Below are 19,800 nucleotides of genomic sequence, written 5' to 3' on the forward strand. Positions count from 1 at the left end.
ATCACGGTGAAGCTGATCGCTCCGATCGCGATGGAAGAAGGTCTGCGCTTCGCAATCCGCGAAGGTGGCCGTACCGTCGGCGCCGGCGTGGTTGCAAAGATCATCGAGTAAATCGAGTAGAATGCTCGGCTTGCTGTAGAAGTTGATGTACCCTGGGACCGCTCTCGCGACACCTTGTCGCGGGGCGGTCCTGCGCTCTTTATACCGTCTGGCGGCGCAAGTCCGCCTCGCTCTTTTCAAGGAATCATCATGCAGAACCAAAAAATCCGTATCCGTCTGAAGGCTTTCGACTACCGTCTGATCGACCAGTCGGCTGCTGAAATCGTCGATACGGCGAAGCGCACGGGCGCCATCGTCCGCGGTCCGGTGCCGCTGCCGACGCGTATCCAGCGTTTCGACATCCTGCGTTCGCCGCACGTCAACAAGACGTCGCGCGACCAGCTCGAAATCCGCACCCACCTGCGCCTGATGGACATCGTCGACCCGACGGACAAGACCGTTGACGCGCTGATGAAGCTGGACCTCCCGGCTGGCGTGGACGTCGAAATCAAGCTGCAGTAAGAGCCTCCAGCGCTGTCTAGATTATCTGACAGCGCTAAGTCTTTGATTGCTTGCGGAAAACGAGGAAGGGCGTTATACTTGACGTCTTTTCGCGCATTCGCGCAAAAAATCGGTGTGTCCCTTTCGGGCCTTTACCCTGAGAAACATGCCGGTACTTTGTAAATTAGCCCCGACCAATCGCAGTCGGGAATGGAGAAAACGATGAGCCTTGGACTCGTAGGTCGCAAGGTTGGCATGACTCGTATCTTCACGGCCGAAGGGGATTCGATTCCCGTGACCGTGCTGGACGTGTCCGACAACCGCGTGACGCAGATCAAGACTGTTGAAACCGACGGCTACACGGCCGTGCAGGTTGCTTTCGGAACTCGCCGCGCATCGCGCGTGACGAAGCCGATCGCAGGTCATCTCGCCAAAGCTGGCGTTCAAGCCGGTGAAATCCTCAAGGAATTCCAGATCGACGCCGCTAAGGCCGCCGAGCTGTCCGCTGGCGCCGTGATCGGTGTGGAACTCTTCGAAGAAGGCCAGAAGATCGACGTGCAAGGCACCTCGATCGGTAAGGGCTACGCCGGTACCATCAAGCGTTACAACTTCGCTTCGGGTCGCGCTTCGCACGGTAACTCGCGCTCGCACAATGTGCCGGGCTCGATCGGTATGGCGCAGGATCCGGGTCGCGTGTTCCCGGGTAAGCGCATGACCGGTCACATGGGTGACGAAACCGTGACGGTGCAAAACCTCGAAATCGCCCGTATCGACGCAGAGCGCAAGCTGCTGTTGGTCAAGGGTGCCGTGCCGGGTGCAAAGGGCGGCAAGGTTTTCGTGACGCCCGCCGTCAAGGCGCGCGCCAAGAAAGGAGCGCAATAATGGAACTGAAGCTCCTGAACGCTAATGGTCAGGAAGGCGCAGCGGTCAACGCATCGGACGTCGTGTTCGGTCGTGACTATAACGAAGCGCTGATCCACCAGATCGTTATCGCCTACCAGGCGAACGCGCGTAGCGGTAATCGCGCGCAGAAGGACCGCGAACAGGTCAAGCACACCACCAAGAAGCCGTGGCGTCAGAAGGGTACGGGCCGCGCTCGTGCCGGTATGTCGTCGAGCCCGTTGTGGCGTGGCGGTGGTCGCATCTTCCCGAATTCGCCGGAAGAAAACTTCTCGCACAAGGTCAACAAGAAGATGCATCGCGCAGGTCTCTGCTCGATCTTCTCGCAGCTGGCCCGCGAAGGTCGCATCTCGGTCGTGGAAGAGCTCTCGCTCGAAGCGCCGAAGACGAAGCTGCTGGCCGAAAAGTTCAAGGCCATGGGTCTCGAATCCGTGCTGGTCATCACCGACACGGTCGACGAGAACCTGTATCTCGCGTCGCGCAACCTGCCCCACGTGGCAGTCGTTGAGCCGCGTTTTGCCGACCCGCTCTCGCTGATCTACTTCAAGAAGATCCTGATCACGAAGGCAGCGGTCGCCCAGATCGAGGAGTTGCTGTCATGAGCGAGATTCGCAAGAACGATCATCGTTTGATGCAGGTCCTGCTCGCACCGGTGATCTCCGAAAAGGCGACGCTGGTTGCGGAGAAGAACGAACAAGTCGTCTTCGAAGTCGCGCCGGACGCGAACAAGCAGGAAGTCAAGGCTGCTGTCGAGCTGCTGTTCAAGGTGGAAGTCGAGTCCGTCAATGTGCTGGTCCAGAAGGGTAAAGCCAAGCGCTTTGGCCGCTTCAACGGCAAGCGCAAGGACGTGAAGAAGGCGTATGTCTGCCTGAAGCCCGGCCAGGAAATCAACTTTGAAGCGGAGGCCAAGTAATCATGGCAATCGTGAAAGTTAAGCCGACCTCGCCGGGTCGCCGCGCGATGGTCAAGATCGTCAACAAGGACCTCCATAAGGGCGCGCCGTTCGCGGCACTGCTCGAAAAGAAGTCCTCGACGGCTGGCCGTAACAACAACGGTCGCATCACGACGCGTCACCAGGGCGGTGGTCACAAGCAGCACTACCGTCTGATCGATTTCCGTCGTACGAAGGATGGCATCCCCGCGAAGGTGGAGCGTCTCGAGTATGACCCGAACCGTAGCGCGAACATTGCGCTGGTTCTTTACGCAGACGGCGAGCGCCGCTACATCATCGCGCCGAAGGGTGTGACGGTTGGCACGCAGCTGATGTCGGGTTCGGAAGCGCCGATCCGTGCAGGCAATACGCTGCCGATCCGCAACATTCCGGTCGGTACGACGATCCACTGCATCGAAATGCTGCCGGGCAAGGGCGCGCAAATGGCGCGTTCGGCTGGCACGTCGGCAATGCTGCTGGCACGTGAAGGCGTCTACGCGCAGGTTCGTCTGCGTTCGGGCGAAATCCGTCGCGTGCACGTTGAATGCCGCGCAACGATCGGTGAAGTCGGCAACGAAGAGCACAGCCTCCGTCAAATCGGTAAGGCTGGCGCGAACCGCTGGCGCGGTATCCGCCCGACGGTCCGTGGCGTTGCAATGAACCCGGTCGACCACCCGCACGGTGGTGGCGAAGGCAAGACTGCGGCTGGTCGCGACCCGGTGAGCCCGTGGGGCACGCCGACGAAGGGCTATCGCACCCGCAGCAACAAGCGCACGACGAGCATGATCGTCCAGCGCCGTCACAAGCGTTAAGGAGTAGGCAATGGCACGTTCTATTAAGAAAGGTCCGTTCTGCGACGCCCATTTGCTGAAGAAGGTTGAGGCGGCTGCAGCAACGCGCGACAAGAAACCGATCAAGACCTGGTCGCGTCGTTCGACGATCCTGCCGGACTTCATCGGCCTGACGATCGCCGTACACAACGGCCGTCAACACGTTCCCGTGTATGTCACGGAAAACATGGTCGGCCACAAGCTTGGCGAGTTCGCACTGACCCGTACGTTCAAGGGTCACGCGGCCGACAAGAAGGCCAAGAAATAAGGGGCAATCAAGATGGAAGTGAAGGCAATTCATCGCGGTGCCCGCATCTCGGCGCAGAAAACGCGCCTTGTGGCTGACCAGATCCGCGGTCTGCCGGTCGACAAGGCGCTGAACGTTCTGACGTTCTCGCCGAAGAAAGCGGCTGGCATCGTGAAAAAGGTTGTGCTCTCGGCGATCGCAAACGCGGAACACAACGAAGGTGCTGACATCGACGAGCTCAAGATCAAGAGCATCTACGTCGACAAGGCAGCTTCGCTGAAGCGTTTCACCGCGCGCGCCAAGGGCCGCGGCAACCGCATCGAGAAGCAATCCTGTCACATCACTGTGACGGTCGGGAATTAAGGAGCCATACGATGGGACAGAAAATTCATCCGACTGGCTTCCGTTTGGCCGTCAGCCGCAATTGGGCTTCGCGTTGGTACGCGAACAACAACAATTTCGCGGCGATGTTGAAGGAAGACATCGGTGTTCGTGAATACCTGAAGAAGAAGCTGAAAAACGCTTCGGTGGGCCGTGTTGTGATCGAGCGTCCGGCAAAGAACGCTCGCATCACGATTTATAGCTCGCGCCCGGGTGTGGTGATCGGCAAGAAGGGCGAGGACATCGAACTCCTCAAGGCCGAACTCCAGAAGCGCATGGGCGTTCCGGTTCACGTGAACATCGAAGAAATCCGCAAGCCGGAAACCGATGCTCAACTGATCGCCGATTCGATCACGCAGCAGCTGGAGCGCCGCATCATGTTCCGTCGCGCAATGAAGCGCGCGATGCAGAACGCGATGCGTCTGGGTGCCCAAGGCATCAAGATCATGAGCGCCGGCCGTCTGAACGGTATCGAAATCGCACGTACCGAGTGGTACCGCGAAGGTCGAGTGCCGCTTCACACGCTGCGTGCTGACATCGACTACGCAACCTCGGAAGCGAAGACGACGTACGGCATCATCGGCGTGAAGGTTTGGGTCTACAAGGGCGACACGCTCGGCCGCAACGACGCACCGGTGGTGGAAGAAGTCGCCGAAGAAAAGCGTCCGCGCCGCAACGCGCGCCCGGGCGATCGTCGTCCGCGCCGTGATGGCGAAGGCGCACCGGGTGCCCGTCGTGGCGCACCGCGCCGTGGCGCCGGTGGTGACGGCAAGAGTGGAGAATAACGATGCTGCAACCGAAACGCAGGAAGTATCGCAAAGAGCAGAAGGGTCGTAACACCGGCGTCGCAACGCGCGGCAACGCAGTTTCGTTCGGTGAATACGGTCTGAAGGCTATCGGTCGTGGTCGCCTGACCGCGCGTCAGATTGAAGCAGCGCGTCGTGCAATGACGCGTCACATCAAGCGTGGCGGCCGCATCTGGATCCGTATCTTCCCGGACAAGCCGATCTCGCAAAAGCCGGCGGAAGTGCGTATGGGTAACGGTAAGGGTAACCCTGAGTACTACGTCGCCGAGATTCAGCCGGGCAAGATGCTGTATGAAATGGATGGTGTGTCCGAAGAACTGGCCCGTGAAGCCTTCCGTCTGGCTGCAGCCAAGCTGCCGCTGAAGACGGTCTTCATGGTTCGCCAGCTCGGCGCCTAAGGAGTGATTGATGAAGGCATCTGAACTTCTTCAGAAAGACAAGGCCGCGCTCGACAAAGAGCTGTCGGACCTCTTGAAGGCGCAATTCGGCCTGCGCATGCAACTCGCGACCCAGCAGCTCACGAACACGAGCCAGCTGAAGAAGGTTCGTCGCGACATCGCACGTGTGCGGACCGTCCTGACTCAGAAGGCGAACCAGAAATGAACGAAAGCGTGAAAACCTCGCTTAAGCGGACGCTGGTCGGCAAAGTCGTCAGCAACAAGATGGACAAGACGGTCACCGTCCTGGTCGAGCGCCGCGTCAAGCACCCGATCTACGGCAAGTACGTCGTGCAGTCGAAGAAGTACCACGCTCACGACGAAGCGAACACGTACAACGAGGGCGACCTCGTTGAAATCCAGGAAACTCGTCCTCTCTCGAAGACGAAGGCCTGGACCGTGTCGAAGCTGATCGAAGCAGCACGCGTCATCTAAAAATGACGCGACATCCCGGGGAGCAATTCCTCGGGATGTAGAAGTAATTGAAATCGCTGAAGATTTCGCTTGCTAGACCAAGATTATCGAGTTATAGTCTTGGTCTTCCCTCTTTATGGGTTTGCTGTTGGCAAAGCGGCAAGCGGAAGTAGGTGGGGGAGCAGATTCGGGCGCCAGTCCGGGTTAGCAAGATTCACCGGAATGCGATGGCCGGTTTCGTTTGCCGTCGCTGCTGTTCTTACCCAAGCAGCTGAGCGGTCGTTCTAGTGGCGGCGCGGCTGACGGGACCAAGACTGACCGGATGTGCCATGGTGGCGCGACCGGATTAAGTTGGGAAAGATAAACCATGATCCAGACCGAAACTCGGCTTGAAGTAGCCGACAACACGGGTGCACGTGAAGTCCTGTGCATCAAGGTGCTCGGCGGCTCGAAGCGTCGTTATGCGAGCATTGGCGACATCATCAAGGTGAGCGTCAAGGAAGCAACGCCGCGCGGGCGCGTGAAAAAGGGCGAAATCTACAACGCTGTTGTGGTTCGCACTGCGAAGGGCGTGCGCCGTCAAGACGGCTCGCTGATCAAGTTCGATGGCAACGCCGCCGTGCTTTTGAATACCAAGCTTGAGCCGATCGGCACCCGCATTTTCGGGCCGGTTACGCGTGAGCTGCGTAGCGAACGATTCATGAAGATCGTTTCGCTGGCGCCGGAAGTGCTGTAAGGAGTCGCGATGAACAAGATTCGCAAGGGTGACGAAGTCATCATCGTCACTGGCAAAGACAAGGGCAAGCGCGGCGTCGTGCTGGCCATCGGCGTAGAGCGCGTCACTGTCGAAGGCATCAACATCGCGAAAAAGCATGTGAAGCCGAACCCGATGAAGGGTACGACGGGTGGCGTGGAAGCCAAGGCAATGCCGGTGGCTATCTCGAACGTCGCACTGGTCGACGCGAACGGTAAGCCGTCGCGCGTGGGCATCAAGGTCGAAGGGGACAAGAAGGTTCGTTTCCTGAAGACGACCGGTGCTGTTCTGAGCGCCTGACGCTGCGGAGTAAAAAATGGCACGTTTGCAAGAATTTTATAAAGAGAAGGTCGTTCCTGGCCTGATCGAGAAGTTCGGTTACAAGTCGGTCATGGAAGTGCCGCGCCTCACCAAGATCACCCTGAACATGGGTGTTGGTGAAGCCGTCGCTGACAAGAAGGTCCTCGAGCACGCCGTTGGCGACCTCACGAAGATCGCCGGCCAGAAGCCCGTCATCACGAAGTCGCGTAAGGCAATCGCTGGTTTCAAGATCCGCGAAAGCTACCCGATCGGCACGATGGTTACCCTGCGTGGCAATGCCATGTACGAATTCCTGGACCGTTTCGTGACGGTTGCGCTGCCCCGTGTGCGCGACTTCCGTGGCGTGTCGGGCAAGGCATTCGACGGCCGTGGTAACTACAACATCGGTGTGAAAGAGCAGATCATTTTCCCCGAAATCGACTACGACAAGATCGACGCGCTGCGTGGGCTGAACATCAGCATCACGACGACCGCGAAGACCGACGAAGAAGCAAAGGCACTGCTCGCCGGCTTCAAGTTCCCGTTCAGAAACTGAGGTTACCGTGGCTAAACTGGCACTGATCGAACGTGAAAAGAAGCGCGCTCGTCTGGCAGCGAAATTTGCGCCGAAGCGCGCATCGCTGAAGGCGATCATCGACGACCAAAGCAAGTCGGAAGAAGAGCGCTACGCAGCTCGCCTCGAACTGCAACAACTGCCCCGCAACTCGAACCCGACTCGCAAGCGTAATCGCTGCGCGATCACGGGTCGTCCGCGTGGCACGTTCCGCAAATTCGGTCTCGCACGTAACAAGATTCGTGAAATCGCGTTCCGTGGTGAGATCCCTGGCATCACCAAGGCGAGCTGGTAATAGGAGAAACATAAATGAGCATGAGTGATCCTATCGCCGATATGCTGACTCGCATCCGCAATGCGCAGATGGTCGAGAAGGTTTCGGTTGCTATGCCCTCGTCGAAAGTGAAGATTGCGATTGCGCAGGTTCTGAAGGACGAAGGTTATATCGACGACTTCGCGGTGAAAACCGAAGGTGCGAAGTCGGAATTGAACATCGCGTTGAAGTACTACGCTGGCCGTCCCGTTATCGAGCGCATCGAACGCGTCTCGAAGCCGGGTCTGCGCGTGTACCGCGGCCGCAACGACATCCCGCAGGTCATGAATGGCCTCGGTGTTGCGATCGTCTCGACGCCCAAGGGTGTGATGACGGACCGCAAGGCGCGCGCTACTGGCGTCGGCGGCGAAGTTATCTGCTACGTCGCTTAAGGCCTAAGGAGAAGAAACATGTCTCGAGTAGGTAAGAGCCCGGTCGCGCTGCAAGGCGCAGAAGCGACGCTCAGCGACGAGAAGATTACCGTCAAGGGCGCGCTGGGTACGATTTCGCAACCTGCGAACCGCCTCGTGAAGGTCGTGAACGACAACGGCGCGCTCAAGTTTGAGCCGACCGACGACAGCCGCGAAGCCAACGCAATGTCGGGCACGATGCGCGCGATTGTCGCGAACATGGTGCAAGGCGTGACGAAGGGTTTTGAGCGCAAGCTGACGCTGGTTGGCGTCGGTTACCGTGCTCAAGCGCAAGGCGACAAGCTGAACCTGTCGCTGGGTTTCTCGCACCCCGTGGTGCACCAGATGCCGGAAGGTATCAAGGCTGAAACCCCGTCGCAAACGGAAATCGTGATCAAGGGGATCGACAAGCAAAAAGTCGGCCAAACCGCTGCAGAAGTGCGCGGTTATCGCCCGCCGGAGCCCTACAAGGGCAAGGGTGTGCGTTACGCCGACGAGGTCGTGATCCTCAAAGAAACGAAGAAGAAGTAAGGGTGCGCAATCATGGATAAGACTCAATCTCGCCTGCGCCGCGCTCGTCAGACGCGTCTCAAGATCGCTGAGCTGCAGGTCGCGCGTCTGGCCGTGCATCGCACGAACACGCACATTTATGCGCAAGTGTTCTCGCCCTGCGGCACCAAGGTGCTGGCCAGCGCGTCGACGCTTGAAGCTGAAGTGCGTGCGCAACTGGCTGACCAGTCGGGCAAGGGCGGCAACGTCGCCGCTGCCTCGCTGATCGGCAAGCGTATTGCAGAAAAGGCTAAGGCCGCCGGCATCGAATCCGTCGCCTTTGACCGCTCGGGTTTCCGCTATCACGGCCGCGTCAAGGCGCTGGCTGATGCTGCGCGCGAAGCCGGGCTCAAGTTCTAAGGAAGGAATTCGTCATGGCAAAGATGCAAGCGAAAGTTCAGGCTGACGAACGCGACGACGGCCTTCGCGAAAAAATGATTTCGGTCAATCGCGTGACCAAGGTTGTGAAGGGTGGCCGTATTCTCGGCTTCGCTGCACTGACCGTGGTTGGCGATGGTGATGGCCGCGTCGGTATGGGCAAGGGCAAGTCGAAGGAAGTGCCCGTTGCTGTCCAGAAGGCGATGGAACAAGCTCGCCGCAACATGTTCAAGGTGCCCCTGAAGAACGGCACCCTGCAACACGAAGTGCACGGCAAGCACGGCGCATCGGTCGTCCTCCTCGCTCCGGCGAAGGCAGGTACGGGCGTGATCGCCGGCGGCCCGATGCGCGCAGTGTTCGACGTGATGGGCGTGCAGAACGTCGTGGCCAAGAGCCACGGTTCGACGAACCCGTACAACCTCGTTCGTGCCACGCTGGACGGTCTGCGCAAGCAGTCGACCCCGGCTGACATCGCGGCGAAGCGCGGCAAGTCCGTCGAAGACATTCTGGGCTAAGGGTGGGCACCATGTCTGAAAAAACTGTCAAGGTTCAGCTCGTCAAGAGCCTGATTGGGACCCGCGAAACGCACCGTGCCACCGTGCGCGGTCTCGGCCTGCGCCGCCTGAACTCGGTCTCCGAGTTGCAGGACACGCCGGCTGTGCGCGGCATGATCAACAAGGTCTCGTACCTCGTTAAGGTCATCGGCTAAGCGGTCGACCAAAGACTCCAGGAGTTTGAAATGGAATTGAATAACCTGAAGCCGGCAGAAGGCGCGAAGCACGCAAAGCGTCGCGTCGGTCGCGGCATCGGCTCTGGCCTCGGCAAGACCGCTGGCCGTGGTCACAAGGGTCAGAAATCGCGTTCGGGCGGCTTCCACAAGGTTGGCTTCGAAGGCGGTCAAATGCCGCTGCAGCGTCGTCTGCCGAAGCGTGGCTTCACCTCGCTGACGAAGGAATTCGTTGGTGAAGTGCGCCTCGCCGACATTGAGAAGCTGCCGGTCGACGAAATCGATCTGCTGGCTCTCAAGCAGGCAGGCCTCGTGGGCGAACTGACCCGCAGCGCGAAGATCATCGCTACCGGCGAGATCAAGCGTAAGGTCGTCGTTAAGGGTCTGGGTGCGACGAAGAATGCGCGTGCTGCGATTGAAGCAGCAGGCGGTTCTTTTGCCGAGTGATTGTGAGTGGTGCGTGCGGGCTTGCCCGCCGTCACTAGCATCTGCATCGGAGAAGCTACTTGGCTAACAGCCCGAGTCTCGCAAAAACTGGTCGCAGCGCTCCGAAGTTCGGCGACCTGCGCCGGCGGGCAGTGTTCCTGCTGCTGGCGTTGGTCGTTTATCGTATCGGCGCGCATATTCCGGTTCCGGGTATCGATCCGGACCAACTGGCGAAGCTCTTTCAGAGCCAGTCGGGCGGCATCCTTGGCATGTTCAACATGTTCTCGGGTGGCGCACTGTCGCGGTTCACGATCTTCGCGCTGGGTGTGATGCCGTATATCTCGGCGTCGATCATCCTGCAGCTGATGGCGATTGTTTCGCCGCAGCTGGAAGCGCTGAAGAAAGAAGGGCAGGCTGGACAACGCAAGATCACGCAGTACACGCGGATCTTCACAGTGGTGCTGGCGACGTTTCAGGCGTTCGGCATCGCGGTCGCGCTGGAAAACCAGCCTGGCCTCGTGATCGATCCGGGCATGGTGTTCCGCTTGACGACGGTCGTGACGCTCGTAACGGGCACGATGTTCCTGATGTGGCTTGGTGAGCAGATCACGGAACGCGGGCTTGGCAACGGCATCTCGATCATCATCTTCGGCGGGATCGCGGCAGGCTTCCCGAATGCGCTCGGTGGGCTTTTCGAACTGGTTCGCACCGGCTCGATGAGCATCATCTCGGCGATCATCGTGGTCGTTCTGATCGCAGCCGTGACGTACCTGGTGGTGTTCATCGAGCGCGGCCAGCGCAAGATCCTCGTGAATTATGCGAAGCGTCAGGTCGGTAACAAGATTTACGGCGGGCAGTCGTCCCACCTGCCGCTCAAGCTGAACATGTCGGGTGTGATTCCGCCGATCTTCGCGTCGTCGATCATCCTGTTCCCGGCAACTATCCTGAACTGGTTCAGTTCGGGTTCGCGGACCGGCTGGTTTGCGGACACGCTGCACAATGTGGCCGAAGCCCTCAAGCCTGGCCAGCCCGTGTACGTGTTGCTGTACGCGTTGGCGATCGTGTTCTTCTGCTTCTTCTACACCGCACTGGTGTTCAACAGCAGGGAAACGGCCGACAACCTGAAAAAGAGTGGCGCGTTCGTACCAGGCATCCGCCCGGGCGATCAGACGGCACGTTATATCGACCGCATCCTCACGCGTCTGACGCTGGCCGGTGCGATCTATATCGTGTTCGTTTGCCTGCTGCCTGAGTTTCTGGTGCTGCGCTGGAACGTGCCGTTTTATTTTGGTGGAACGTCGCTGCTGATCATTGTCGTCGTCACAATGGACTTCATGGCGCAGGTGCAGTCGTACGTGATGTCGCAACAATATGAATCGCTGCTCAAGAAGGCCAACTTCAAGGGCGGCGGCGTCCCGATGCGTTAAAAGGACCTATGGCCAAAGACGATGTAATCCAGATGCAAGGCGAGGTGATCGAAAACCTCCCCAACGCAACCTTCCGGGTGAAGCTGGAAAACGGCCATGTCGTTCTGGGACATATTTCCGGAAAGATGCGGATGCACTACATCCGCATCCTCCCGGGCGACAAGGTGACGGTTGAGTTGACGCCTTACGATCTGTCGCGTGCGCGGATCGTGTTCCGGGCGAAGTGATTTAGGAAAAAGGGTAATATCATGAAAGTGATGGCATCGGTAAAGCGCATTTGCCGCAACTGCAAAATCATCAAGCGCAACGGCGTCGTTCGCGTGATCTGCAGCTCGGACCCGCGCCACAAGCAGCGCCAAGGCTGATTAGCGCGCTTGCGCTTTTTGTTTGAGGAAAAACAATGGCTCGTATTGCAGGGGTTAACATCCCGAACCACCAGCACACTGAAATCGGCCTGACGGCAATTTTCGGTGTTGGCCGCACGCGTTCGCGCAACATCTGCGTGTCCGCCGGTGTGCCGTTCAACAAGAAGGTCAAGGACCTGGACGACGCGGATCTGGAAAAGCTGCGTGAGGAAGTGGGCAAGTTTGTCGTCGAAGGCGATCTCCGCCGTGAAGTAACGATGAACATCAAGCGCCTGATGGACCTCGGCTGCTACCGCGGCGTGCGCCATCGCAAGGGCCTGCCCCTGCGTGGCCAGCGTACGCGTACCAACGCTCGTACGCGTAAGGGTCCGCGCCGCGCAGCACAGTCGCTGAAGAAGTAAGCGGAACTGAAAGTTACAGGAAAACGTAATGGCTAAGGCTTCGAACAACTCCGCGGCGCAACGCGTTCGCAAGAAGGTAAAGAAGAACGTCGCCGAGGGCGTGGTTCACGTTCACGCGTCGTTCAACAACACCATCATCACGATCACCGATCGTCAAGGCAACGCGCTTGCCTGGGCAACCTCGGGCGGTCAGGGCTTCAAGGGTTCGCGCAAATCGACCCCCTTCGCAGCTCAGGTCGCAGCCGAGTCGGCTGGTCGCGTGGCGATGGAATACGGCGTGAAGAACCTCGAAGTGCGGATCAAGGGCCCCGGTCCTGGCCGCGAATCGGCGGTGCGCGCGCTGCATGGTCTTGGCATCAAGATCACCGCGATCTCCGACGTGACGCCGGTTCCGCACAACGGCTGCCGTCCGCCGAAGCGCCGCCGTATCTAAGGCGTCGTTTTAGCCGAACGCCTGAGCCGCCGGAAACGGCGACCCAGGCTCTCGGCGTTATTGAATTGACTAAGCCCACCGTTCGGTCCAAAGGGCCGGACTAGCGCGATACCGCGGGTTTTCCCACTCAGGTTTCGCGTGATCAATCATCGAAGGAAAGCAACGTGGCACGTTATATCGGCCCGAAGGCCAAGCTGTCCCGCCGTGAAGGCACCGACCTCTTCCTGAAGAGCGCACGCCGCTCGCTCGCCGACAAGTGCAAGCTCGACAGCAAGCCGGGTCAGCACGGCCGCACTTCGGGCGCCCGTACGTCCGACTACGGCACGCAGCTTCGCGAAAAGCAAAAAGTGAAGCGCATCTACGGCGTGCTCGAGCGCCAGTTCCGCCGCTACTTCGCGGAAGCTGACCGTATCAAGGGCAACACCGGCGAAAACCTGCTGCAACTGCTCGAATCGCGTCTCGACAACGTCGTGTACCGCATGGGCTTCGCATCGACCCGCGCTGAAGCGCGTCAGCTCGTGAGCCACAAGGCTCTCACGCTGAACGGCGTCGTCGCGAACATCCCGTCGATGCAAGTGAAGGCAGGCGACGTCGTCGCGATTCGCGAAAAGGCGAAGAAGCAGACGCGTATCGTCGAAGCCCTCTCGCTCGCAGAGCAAGGCGGTTTGGCAGGTTGGGTGTCGGTCGACGCGAAGAAGTTCGAAGGCACGTTCAAGGGCATGCCTGAGCGCAGCGACATCGCTGGCGACATCAACGAAAGCCTGATCGTCGAATTGTATTCGCGGTAATCGGATTGACGGCCGGGGTAACCTCTGTGCTTCGCGCAGGAGGCGGCCTCGGCCGTTTTTTTCAGGTTGTTGCCATCTCAGCCTTATCGGTGTAACGAGCCGAGGGTATTGAAAAGGAAAACCTATGCAAACCAGTTTGTTGAAACCCAAGATCATCGCTGTGGAATCGCTCGGCGACAACCACGCGAAAGTGGTCATGGAGCCGTTCGAACGCGGTTATGGCCACACCTTGGGTAACGCGCTCCGGCGCGTGCTGCTGTCGTCGATGGTGGGCTACGCGCCGACCGAAGTGACGATCGCAGGCGTCGTGCACGAATACTCGACGCTCGATGGTGTGCAAGAGGATGTGGTCAACCTGCTGCTGAACCTGAAGGGTGTCGTTTTCAAGCTGCATAACCGTGACGAAGTGACGGTTACGCTGCGCAAGGAAGGCGAAGGCGTTGTCACCGCTGGCGACATCGAACTCTCGCACGACTGCGAAGTGATCAACCCGGAACACGTGGTTGCGCATCTGACGAAGGGCGGCAAGCTCGACGTGCAGATCAAGATCGAGAAGGGCCGTGGCTACGTGCCTGGCAATGTGCGCCGCTATGGCGACGAGTCGGCCAAGATCATCGGCCGCATCGTGCTGGACGCGTCGTTCTCGCCGGTTCGCCGCGTGAGCTACGCCGTGGAAAGCGCGCGTGTCGAACAGCGTACCGACCTCGACAAGCTCGTGATGAACATCGAAACCAATGGCGTGATCTCGCCTGAGGAAGCGATCCGCCAGTCGGCGCGCATCCTCGTGGATCAGCTGTCGGTGTTCGCTGCTCTGGAAGGCACGGAAACGGCCGCGGAAGCGCCGTCGCGCGCACCGCAGATCGACCCGATCCTGCTGCGTCCGGTGGACGATCTCGAACTCACGGTTCGCTCGGCGAACTGTTTGAAGGCCGAGAACATCTACTACATCGGCGATCTGATCCAGCGTACCGAGAACGAGCTGCTCAAGACCCCGAACCTGGGTCGCAAGTCGCTCAACGAGATCAAGGAAGTGCTCGCTTCGCGCGGTCTCACGCTCGGCATGAAGCTCGAAAACTGGCCGCCGGCTGGTCTCGACAAGTAAGTAATGTGGCAGGGACGCGGATTTTCCTTTAGAATCCGCGTCTTGCCTTTTTCATGTACCGGCCCGTGCCTTGGCGAGGTGTTAAACCCGACAAGGCGATAGAAGAGCTGGACCAAAACTTTGTTTCAAGGAAATTGAAATGCGTCACCGTCATGGTCTGCGGAAACTGAACCGCACGAGCAGCCACCGTCTGGCAATGCTCCGTAACATGTCCAACTCGCTCATCGAGCACGAAGTCATCAAGACGACGCTGCCGAAGGCGAAGGAACTCCGTAAGGTTGTCGAGCCCCTCATCACGCTGGGCAAGAAGCCGTCGCTCGCAAACCGTCGTCTGGCGTTCAACCGCCTGCGCGATCGTGACTCGGTCACGAAGCTGTTCGACGTGCTCGGTCCGCGTTTCGCGAACCGTCCGGGCGGCTACCTGCGTATCCTGAAGTTCGGTTTCCGTGTTGGCGACAACGCACCGATGGCACTGGTCGAACTGCTCGATCGTCCGGAAGTCGCGGAAGAGAACATCCAGGAAGCGGAATAAGCTTTCAGTCGCTTGACGCAATTTTCAATTGCGGATTGAGCGGCACGCGAAAAAGCCAGGCCTAGCCTGGCTTTTTTGTTTTGGGGCGCGGATTAACGTGAGCCTGATCGTGTTTACCGATCGCAGCCCCTTTTTTCCACACGGCACCCGAGAGAAGGCAATCAGTGCCGATGGTACGATAACGCTCTGCTTCAAAGCCTGCTTGTGCGGTCGCACGCGGGCGTTACGCTGGAGTTCGTCGTGACCCTCAATGTGACCTTGATGCTGACCACGGTGCCCGACGAGGGCACCGCCGAAAAGCTCGCCTCCGGGGCGCTCGCGCAGCGCCTCGCTGCGTGCGTGACGCGCCTTGGCGCCGTTCACTCACAGTATCACTGGCAGGGCAGCATCGAGTCGGGCAACGAGATTCAGCTGCTCTTCAAGACGAGCCTCGCCCGCGCGGCCGCGCTCGAAAAGTTCATCCAGACCCGGCATCCCTACGAAACGCCCGAGATTCTCTCGTGGCAAGCCACGGCGTCGGACGCCTACGGCCAATGGGTCAATGCCGAGACTCAGCTCACCCTACATGTCTAACCGTTTCGATCGGCGCTCCCGCGTCGCGCCGTACGCTTCGCTGTCCGGCTTCCTCCTGCTCGTCTGCTGCGTGCTACCTCTGCTGTTTGGCACTTCGCTCGCGCGCGCCGACGACGATGACTTCCTGCCGCCCGACCAGGCCTTCACCTTCAGCGCGAGCGAAGCGCCGGGCATGGTCGACGTGCATTTCAAGATCGCGAACGGCTACTACATGTACCGCGAGCGCTTCGCTTTCGCCGCGCGCAACGGTACGGCGCAACTGGGCGCGGCGCAAATCCCGCCCGGCCACGTCAAGTTTGATCCGACCTTCCAGAAGAATGTCGAAACCTATCGTGACGAGCTGACGATCCGCGTGCCGGTGCAGAAGGCGAGCGGTCCGTTCGATCTCGCGGTGACATCGCAGGGCTGCGCCGATGCCGGCATCTGCTATCCGCCTGCGGAGCACGTGTATCACGTGAGTGGCGCGGCCTTGCAGGCCGCTACGGCCGGCCAGAGCGCCGTACCGGGCGCGGTGAGCTCGGCCCCCACGCCCCTGCCGCAATCAAACGCGGCGCCCGCTGCTGCCGACACGGAGGAGCCTTGGTACGAGCGCGCCACGAGCGCCGACTACGCGCAATCTTTGCTGCAAGGCGGCGGCTTTTTCGCCGTGATCGGTCTGTACTTCGTGGCCGGCATGGTGCTGAGCCTCTTGCCCTGCTCGTACCCGATGATCCCGATCCTCTCGGCGATCATCGTCGGTGAGGGCGAGCGCGTCACGCGCTCGCGCGGCTTCTCGCTCTCGTTCGTCTACGTGCTCGGCATGGCGCTCGTCTACACGGTGCTGGGTATTGCCGCCGCGCTGGTCGGCCAGAGCCTTGGCGCGTGGCTGCAGAATCCGTGGGTGCTCGGCGTGTTCGCGGTGCTCCTCACCGCGTTCGCCGTCATGTTGATCGCGGGCTACGACATCGCGCTGCCGCAGCGCTGGCAGGATGGCGCCTCGCGCGCCACGCACAGCCGTTCCGGCGGCAAATATGCCGCAGTCGCCGTGATGGGCGCGCTTTCCGCGCTCGTGGTGGGCGCTTGCATGACCGCGCCGCTTTTCGCGGTGCTCGCGTTCATCGCGCACACGGGCAATGCCGTGCTGGGTGGCGCAGCGCTCTTCGCGATGGGCTTGGGCCTTGGCGTCCCGCTGATGATCCTCGGCCTCGGCGCGGGCTCGCTGCTGCCTCGTGCGGGCGCATGGATGGATGGCGTGAAGGTTTTCTTCGGCGTCGTGTTGCTGGCAGCCGCGCTGTGGATCGTCTGGCCGGTGCTCGTCGCCACCGCGCAGATGCTGCTCGCCGCCCTCTGGCTGCTGCTCGCGGCAGCCACGCTTGGGCTTTTCACGCCGAACGCGGGCGCGGCCAACGTCTGGCGTCGCCTCGGGCGTGGTCTTGGCGCGGCATTCGCGATCTGGGCTGCGACGCTGATCGTGGGCCTCGCGGCGGGTTCGACGGATCCGCTGCGACCGCTTGCGGTGCTTGCCGCGCACGTGGGCGGTGCGAGCAATGTCGCCGCAGCGGGCGCGGCGCAGTCCACCGGCGCCGGCGAAGCGAACGCATTGGTCTTTGCATCCGTGCGCTCACCGGCGCAACTCGACGCGGCGCTCAAGACGGCAGGCAAGCCGTCGATGCTCGACTTCTACGCCGACTGGTGCGTGAGCTGCAAGGAGATGGAGAAGTTCACGTTCAGCGACCCGCGTGTGCAGGCGCGCCTCGCTGAACTAGGCCTGTTGCGCGCCGACGTGACGGCCAACAATTCCGACGACCAGGCGCTGCTCAAGCGCTTTGGACTCTTCGGACCGCCTGGCATCATCTTCTTCGATACGCAGGGGCACGAGGTGCTGCGCGTGGTCGGCTACGAGAACGCTGACCGCTTCCTCGCGCGCCTCGATCGCGTGATGGCACCGGCGCCGCAGACGCAGGCAGCGCCATCGGCCTGATCGCGTTCGGCGATATTGCGCGCGCGTGAGATCGCGCCAGCCGTCCAAAAGCAAAAAGGCACGTCCGCAGACGTGCCTTTTTTCATACGATGTGCGCGGCGCTTACTTCTGTGCGCGCAGCAAACGTGCGGCGTCGAGCGCGAAATACGTGAGGATGCCGTCGGCGCCCGCGCGCTTGAACGCGAGCAGCGATTCCATCATCACCTTGTCGTGATCGAGCCAGCCGTTCTGCGCGGCGGCCTTGAGCATGGCGTACTCGCCGCTCACCTGGTACACGTAGGTCGGAAAGCGGAATTCGTCCTTCACGCGGCGCACGATGTCGAGGTACGGCATGCCGGGTTTCACCATCACCATGTCGGCGCCTTCCTCGATGTCGAGGCGCACTTCACGCAGTGCTTCGTCGGAGTTGGACGGGTCCATCTGGTAGGTCATCTTGTTGCCCTTGCCCAGATTCGACGCCGAACCCACGGCGTCGCGGAACGGACCGTAGAACGCCGAAGCGTACTTGGCCGAGTACGCCATGATGCGCGTGTGGATGTGATTCTCGCTCTCGAGCATCTCGCGGATCGCGCCGATACGGCCGTCCATCATGTCCGAAGGCGCGACGATATCGACGCCCGCTTCGGCTTGCGCGCGCGCCTGCGCGACGAGGATCTCGATGGTTTCGTCGTTGATGACGTAGCCGTTCTCGTCGAGCACACCGTCCTGGCCGTGGCTCGTGTACGGATCGAGCGCGACGTCGCAAAGCACGCCGAGGTCGGGGAAGCGCTTCTTCAGCTCGCGCACGGCGCGCGGGATCACGCCGTCGGGGTTCGTCGCCTCGATGCCATCGGGCGTCTTGAGCGAGGGATCGACAACGGGGAAGAGCGAAAGCACGGGAATGCCGAGTTCGACACACTGCTCGGCGACGCCCATCAGCAGATCGATCGACACGCGTTCGACGCCGGGCATCGACGGCACGGCTTCGCGCACGTTGTTGCCGGCAGTGACGAATACGGGGTAGATCAGATCGTTCGTGGTGAGGAGGTTTTCGCGCATCAGACGGCGCGAGAAATCGTCACGTCGCATGCGGCGCGGACGATGATGCGGATAGAAGCTCATGTCGGCGGATATCTTGAAACGGGATGGGTCCCGGAGCGCAGGAAACTTTTCGGGACAATGGTATATCATACCGATCGAGCGAGGCGCCTGGCGCCGAGCTCCCCGCTTCTCCTCCCTGAGCGGGTGCCTGTCGTTTTTTCGATAAGGCTGTTTAACCCGCCGGAAATCACGGCGGGTTTTTTTATGTGCGCCGGAATTGGCGTAGCAAGGCCTCGCGGCGCAGACCAAAAAGGGTGCTTGCGTTTGGCGTCGCGATGGCCTGTGTGCGGTAACGCACATAGCGCGGCGGACGCCGCGCCTGCCTCGCGAAAAGATCTGATGAAAGCGTGTGAAAAGCCCGACAGTATGGGCTCTTGGACGGCTGAGGGCCTGCCTGAAGCGACTGGCCAGCGGCGTTATTGCGTTTGCGAGTCGGTCTCCCCGACCGATTCCTGCGGCACGATCCAGCTTTCGATAACGGCGTGCGCCTCGTCGAGCCCCACGCGCTTGAGCGCTGAAAAAAGCTGGGCGCTCAGTTTCCCTTCATAGCCTTGCTTGTTGTACTCGTCGAACGCCTTGTTCGTCGTGCGCAGCGCGAGGACGCTTTCCTGACGCGTCAATTTGTCGCACTTCGTGAGGAGTGCGTGGATCGGCTTGCCCGTTGGCGCAAACCATTCGATCATCCGGCGGTCGAGGTCGGTGAGCGGACGGCGGGCGTCCATCATCAGGATGAGGCCCGAGAGCTGGGCGCGCGTTTGCAGATAGAGCGAGAGCAACTGCTCCCAGTGCGCCTTCGCTGCGAGCGGCACTTCGGCATAGCCGTAGCCGGGCAGGTCGACGAGATAGCCCGCGGGATCGTCGGCGAGGCCGACTGAAAAGTAGTTGATGTGCTGAGTGCGGCCCGGCGTCTTCGAGGCGAAGGCGAGCCGTTTCTGGTTGCACAGCAGGTTGATGGCGGTGGATTTGCCGGCGTTCGAACGGCCGGCGAACGCGACCTCCGGCCGCGCCGTAGCGGGCAGGTCGCGCAGATGGTTCACCGTCGTGAAGAAGCGGGCTTGGTGCAGCAGGAAGGCCATCGGAAAGGGACCACAATATGAAACAACGCGGCGGGTGGCCCGCCGGGCCCGGAAGCGCCCGGGAGGGAATCTGGGATATCGGGGGCAGGCCCGACTGGCGCGGTGCTGCCTTGCGCGCTATTGTACAATGCGATGGTTTACTGAAT

Annotated in this window: 34 protein-coding genes; 32 read left to right on the forward strand and 2 right to left on the reverse strand. The window is 60.5% G+C overall.

Annotation, left to right across the window (positions count from 1 at the left end; genetic code table 11):
- The 32 genes from JMY28_RS31715 to dsbD all read left to right on the forward strand — a co-directional run.
- Positions 1-111 (forward strand): EF-Tu C-terminal domain-related protein (locus JMY28_RS31715; RefSeq protein ID WP_080366219.1); only part of this gene is annotated, 111 nt, incomplete at its 5' end.
- Between the two features lie 138 nt (positions 112-249).
- Positions 250-561: a 30S ribosomal protein S10 gene (rpsJ, locus tag JMY28_RS31720; RefSeq protein WP_017777154.1), complete on the forward strand. Its 312-nt coding sequence runs from the start codon at positions 250-252 to the stop codon at positions 559-561.
- Between the two features lie 201 nt (positions 562-762).
- Positions 763-1,422: a 50S ribosomal protein L3 gene (gene rplC, locus JMY28_RS31725; protein ID WP_201699870.1), complete on the forward strand. Its 660-nt coding sequence runs from the start codon at positions 763-765 to the stop codon at positions 1,420-1,422.
- Positions 1,422-2,042, forward strand: coding sequence for a 50S ribosomal protein L4 (rplD, locus tag JMY28_RS31730; RefSeq protein WP_028206512.1), 621 nt, complete (start codon positions 1,422-1,424; stop codon positions 2,040-2,042). The genes rplC and rplD overlap by 1 nt, the downstream gene beginning before the upstream one ends.
- A complete protein-coding gene (gene rplW / locus JMY28_RS31735; protein ID WP_028206513.1) occupies positions 2,039-2,353 on the forward strand; it encodes a 50S ribosomal protein L23 in 315 nt (104 codons plus the stop codon). Before rplD ends, rplW begins: the two co-directional genes overlap by 4 nt.
- A 2-nt stretch (positions 2,354-2,355) precedes the next feature.
- Positions 2,356-3,183, forward strand: coding sequence for a 50S ribosomal protein L2 (rplB, locus tag JMY28_RS31740; RefSeq protein WP_201699871.1), 828 nt, complete (start codon positions 2,356-2,358; stop codon positions 3,181-3,183).
- Positions 3,184-3,193: 10 nt separating this feature from the next.
- Entirely contained in the window at positions 3,194-3,469 is a 276-nt protein-coding gene (gene rpsS, locus JMY28_RS31745; protein ID WP_027797286.1) for a 30S ribosomal protein S19, read from the forward strand.
- A 12-nt stretch (positions 3,470-3,481) separates the two neighbouring features.
- Positions 3,482-3,811, forward strand: a complete 330-nt coding sequence (gene rplV, locus JMY28_RS31750) for a 50S ribosomal protein L22 (protein WP_004199272.1) — start codon at positions 3,482-3,484, stop codon at positions 3,809-3,811.
- Between the two features lie 11 nt (positions 3,812-3,822).
- Complete coding sequence (gene rpsC, locus JMY28_RS31755; protein ID WP_027797287.1) at positions 3,823-4,614, forward strand: 30S ribosomal protein S3; 792 nt, start codon at positions 3,823-3,825, stop codon at positions 4,612-4,614.
- A 2-nt stretch (positions 4,615-4,616) separates the two neighbouring features.
- A complete protein-coding gene (gene rplP / locus JMY28_RS31760; protein WP_027797288.1) occupies positions 4,617-5,033 on the forward strand; it encodes a 50S ribosomal protein L16 in 417 nt (138 codons plus the stop codon).
- Between the two features lie 10 nt (positions 5,034-5,043).
- A complete protein-coding gene (rpmC, locus tag JMY28_RS31765) occupies positions 5,044-5,238 on the forward strand; it encodes a 50S ribosomal protein L29 (protein ID WP_028206515.1) in 195 nt (64 codons plus the stop codon).
- On the forward strand, positions 5,235-5,507 hold the full coding sequence (gene rpsQ, locus JMY28_RS31770; protein ID WP_028206516.1) for a 30S ribosomal protein S17: 273 nt from the start codon (positions 5,235-5,237) through the stop codon (positions 5,505-5,507). Before rpmC ends, rpsQ begins: the two co-directional genes overlap by 4 nt.
- 346 nt (positions 5,508-5,853) lie before the next feature.
- Complete coding sequence (gene rplN, locus JMY28_RS31775) at positions 5,854-6,222, forward strand: 50S ribosomal protein L14 (RefSeq protein WP_028206517.1); 369 nt, start codon at positions 5,854-5,856, stop codon at positions 6,220-6,222.
- Between the two features lie 9 nt (positions 6,223-6,231).
- Positions 6,232-6,540 carry a 50S ribosomal protein L24 gene (gene rplX, locus JMY28_RS31780; protein WP_201699872.1) on the forward strand — a complete coding sequence of 103 codons (309 nt, stop codon included), beginning with the start codon at positions 6,232-6,234 and terminating at the stop codon, positions 6,538-6,540.
- 16 nt (positions 6,541-6,556) lie between these two features.
- Entirely contained in the window at positions 6,557-7,096 is a 540-nt protein-coding gene (gene rplE / locus JMY28_RS31785) for a 50S ribosomal protein L5 (RefSeq protein ID WP_028206519.1), read from the forward strand.
- A gap of 7 nt (positions 7,097-7,103) precedes the next feature.
- Positions 7,104-7,409, forward strand: coding sequence for a 30S ribosomal protein S14 (gene rpsN / locus JMY28_RS31790; RefSeq protein WP_028206520.1), 306 nt, complete (start codon positions 7,104-7,106; stop codon positions 7,407-7,409).
- Between the two features lie 14 nt (positions 7,410-7,423).
- Positions 7,424-7,819: a 30S ribosomal protein S8 gene (gene rpsH, locus JMY28_RS31795; protein ID WP_027819345.1), complete on the forward strand. Its 396-nt coding sequence runs from the start codon at positions 7,424-7,426 to the stop codon at positions 7,817-7,819.
- Between the two features lie 18 nt (positions 7,820-7,837).
- Complete coding sequence (gene rplF / locus JMY28_RS31800; RefSeq protein ID WP_201699873.1) at positions 7,838-8,368, forward strand: 50S ribosomal protein L6; 531 nt, start codon at positions 7,838-7,840, stop codon at positions 8,366-8,368.
- Positions 8,369-8,380: 12 nt separating this feature from the next.
- Positions 8,381-8,746 carry a 50S ribosomal protein L18 gene (gene rplR / locus JMY28_RS31805; protein ID WP_027819343.1) on the forward strand — a complete coding sequence of 122 codons (366 nt, stop codon included), beginning with the start codon at positions 8,381-8,383 and terminating at the stop codon, positions 8,744-8,746.
- A 14-nt stretch (positions 8,747-8,760) separates the two neighbouring features.
- Positions 8,761-9,279, forward strand: coding sequence for a 30S ribosomal protein S5 (rpsE, locus tag JMY28_RS31810; RefSeq protein WP_028206522.1), 519 nt, complete (start codon positions 8,761-8,763; stop codon positions 9,277-9,279).
- Positions 9,280-9,290: 11 nt separating this feature from the next.
- On the forward strand, positions 9,291-9,473 hold the full coding sequence (gene rpmD, locus JMY28_RS31815; protein WP_010106952.1) for a 50S ribosomal protein L30: 183 nt from the start codon (positions 9,291-9,293) through the stop codon (positions 9,471-9,473).
- A gap of 30 nt (positions 9,474-9,503) precedes the next feature.
- Positions 9,504-9,938 (forward strand): 50S ribosomal protein L15, encoded by a 435-nt coding sequence (rplO, locus tag JMY28_RS31820; RefSeq protein WP_028206523.1) that lies wholly within the window; start codon positions 9,504-9,506, stop codon positions 9,936-9,938.
- Between the two features lie 59 nt (positions 9,939-9,997).
- Positions 9,998-11,344 (forward strand): preprotein translocase subunit SecY, encoded by a 1,347-nt coding sequence (gene secY, locus JMY28_RS31825; protein WP_028206524.1) that lies wholly within the window; start codon positions 9,998-10,000, stop codon positions 11,342-11,344.
- An 8-nt stretch (positions 11,345-11,352) separates the two neighbouring features.
- The gene (gene infA, locus JMY28_RS31830) at positions 11,353-11,571 is read left to right on the forward strand and encodes a translation initiation factor IF-1 (RefSeq protein WP_004521905.1); all 219 of its coding nucleotides are present in this window, start codon (positions 11,353-11,355) and stop codon (positions 11,569-11,571) included.
- A gap of 21 nt (positions 11,572-11,592) precedes the next feature.
- On the forward strand, positions 11,593-11,709 hold the full coding sequence (gene rpmJ, locus JMY28_RS31835) for a 50S ribosomal protein L36 (protein ID WP_027819338.1): 117 nt from the start codon (positions 11,593-11,595) through the stop codon (positions 11,707-11,709).
- A gap of 35 nt (positions 11,710-11,744) precedes the next feature.
- Positions 11,745-12,110: a 30S ribosomal protein S13 gene (gene rpsM / locus JMY28_RS31840; protein ID WP_158951563.1), complete on the forward strand. Its 366-nt coding sequence runs from the start codon at positions 11,745-11,747 to the stop codon at positions 12,108-12,110.
- 28 nt (positions 12,111-12,138) lie between these two features.
- Complete coding sequence (gene rpsK / locus JMY28_RS31845; RefSeq protein ID WP_006052224.1) at positions 12,139-12,543, forward strand: 30S ribosomal protein S11; 405 nt, start codon at positions 12,139-12,141, stop codon at positions 12,541-12,543.
- Between the two features lie 164 nt (positions 12,544-12,707).
- Entirely contained in the window at positions 12,708-13,331 is a 624-nt protein-coding gene (gene rpsD / locus JMY28_RS31850; protein ID WP_201699874.1) for a 30S ribosomal protein S4, read from the forward strand.
- A gap of 124 nt (positions 13,332-13,455) precedes the next feature.
- Positions 13,456-14,433 carry a DNA-directed RNA polymerase subunit alpha gene (locus tag JMY28_RS31855; protein WP_027819335.1) on the forward strand — a complete coding sequence of 326 codons (978 nt, stop codon included), beginning with the start codon at positions 13,456-13,458 and terminating at the stop codon, positions 14,431-14,433.
- A 139-nt stretch (positions 14,434-14,572) separates the two neighbouring features.
- Positions 14,573-14,965, forward strand: a complete 393-nt coding sequence (gene rplQ / locus JMY28_RS31860) for a 50S ribosomal protein L17 (protein WP_028206528.1) — start codon at positions 14,573-14,575, stop codon at positions 14,963-14,965.
- A gap of 261 nt (positions 14,966-15,226) precedes the next feature.
- Positions 15,227-15,538 carry a divalent-cation tolerance protein CutA gene (gene cutA, locus JMY28_RS31865; RefSeq protein WP_201699968.1) on the forward strand — a complete coding sequence of 104 codons (312 nt, stop codon included), beginning with the start codon at positions 15,227-15,229 and terminating at the stop codon, positions 15,536-15,538.
- On the forward strand, positions 15,531-17,498 hold the full coding sequence (dsbD, locus tag JMY28_RS31870) for a protein-disulfide reductase DsbD (protein WP_201699875.1): 1,968 nt from the start codon (positions 15,531-15,533) through the stop codon (positions 17,496-17,498). Before cutA ends, dsbD begins: the two co-directional genes overlap by 8 nt.
- A gap of 102 nt (positions 17,499-17,600) precedes the next feature.
- On the opposite strand, the gene hemB is transcribed toward dsbD, so the two are convergent.
- Both hemB and yihA read right to left on the reverse strand, forming a co-directional pair.
- Entirely contained in the window at positions 17,601-18,599 is a 999-nt protein-coding gene (hemB, locus tag JMY28_RS31875; protein WP_201699876.1) for a porphobilinogen synthase, read from the reverse strand.
- A gap of 395 nt (positions 18,600-18,994) precedes the next feature.
- Positions 18,995-19,654: a ribosome biogenesis GTP-binding protein YihA/YsxC gene (gene yihA, locus JMY28_RS31880; RefSeq protein ID WP_201699877.1), complete on the reverse strand. Its 660-nt coding sequence runs from the start codon at positions 19,652-19,654 to the stop codon at positions 18,995-18,997.
- Positions 19,655-19,800 lie beyond the last annotated feature (146 nt).

It is taken from the genome of Paraburkholderia hiiakae, from assembly GCF_904848665.1.
Taxonomy (GTDB): domain Bacteria; phylum Pseudomonadota; class Gammaproteobacteria; order Burkholderiales; family Burkholderiaceae; genus Paraburkholderia; species Paraburkholderia hiiakae.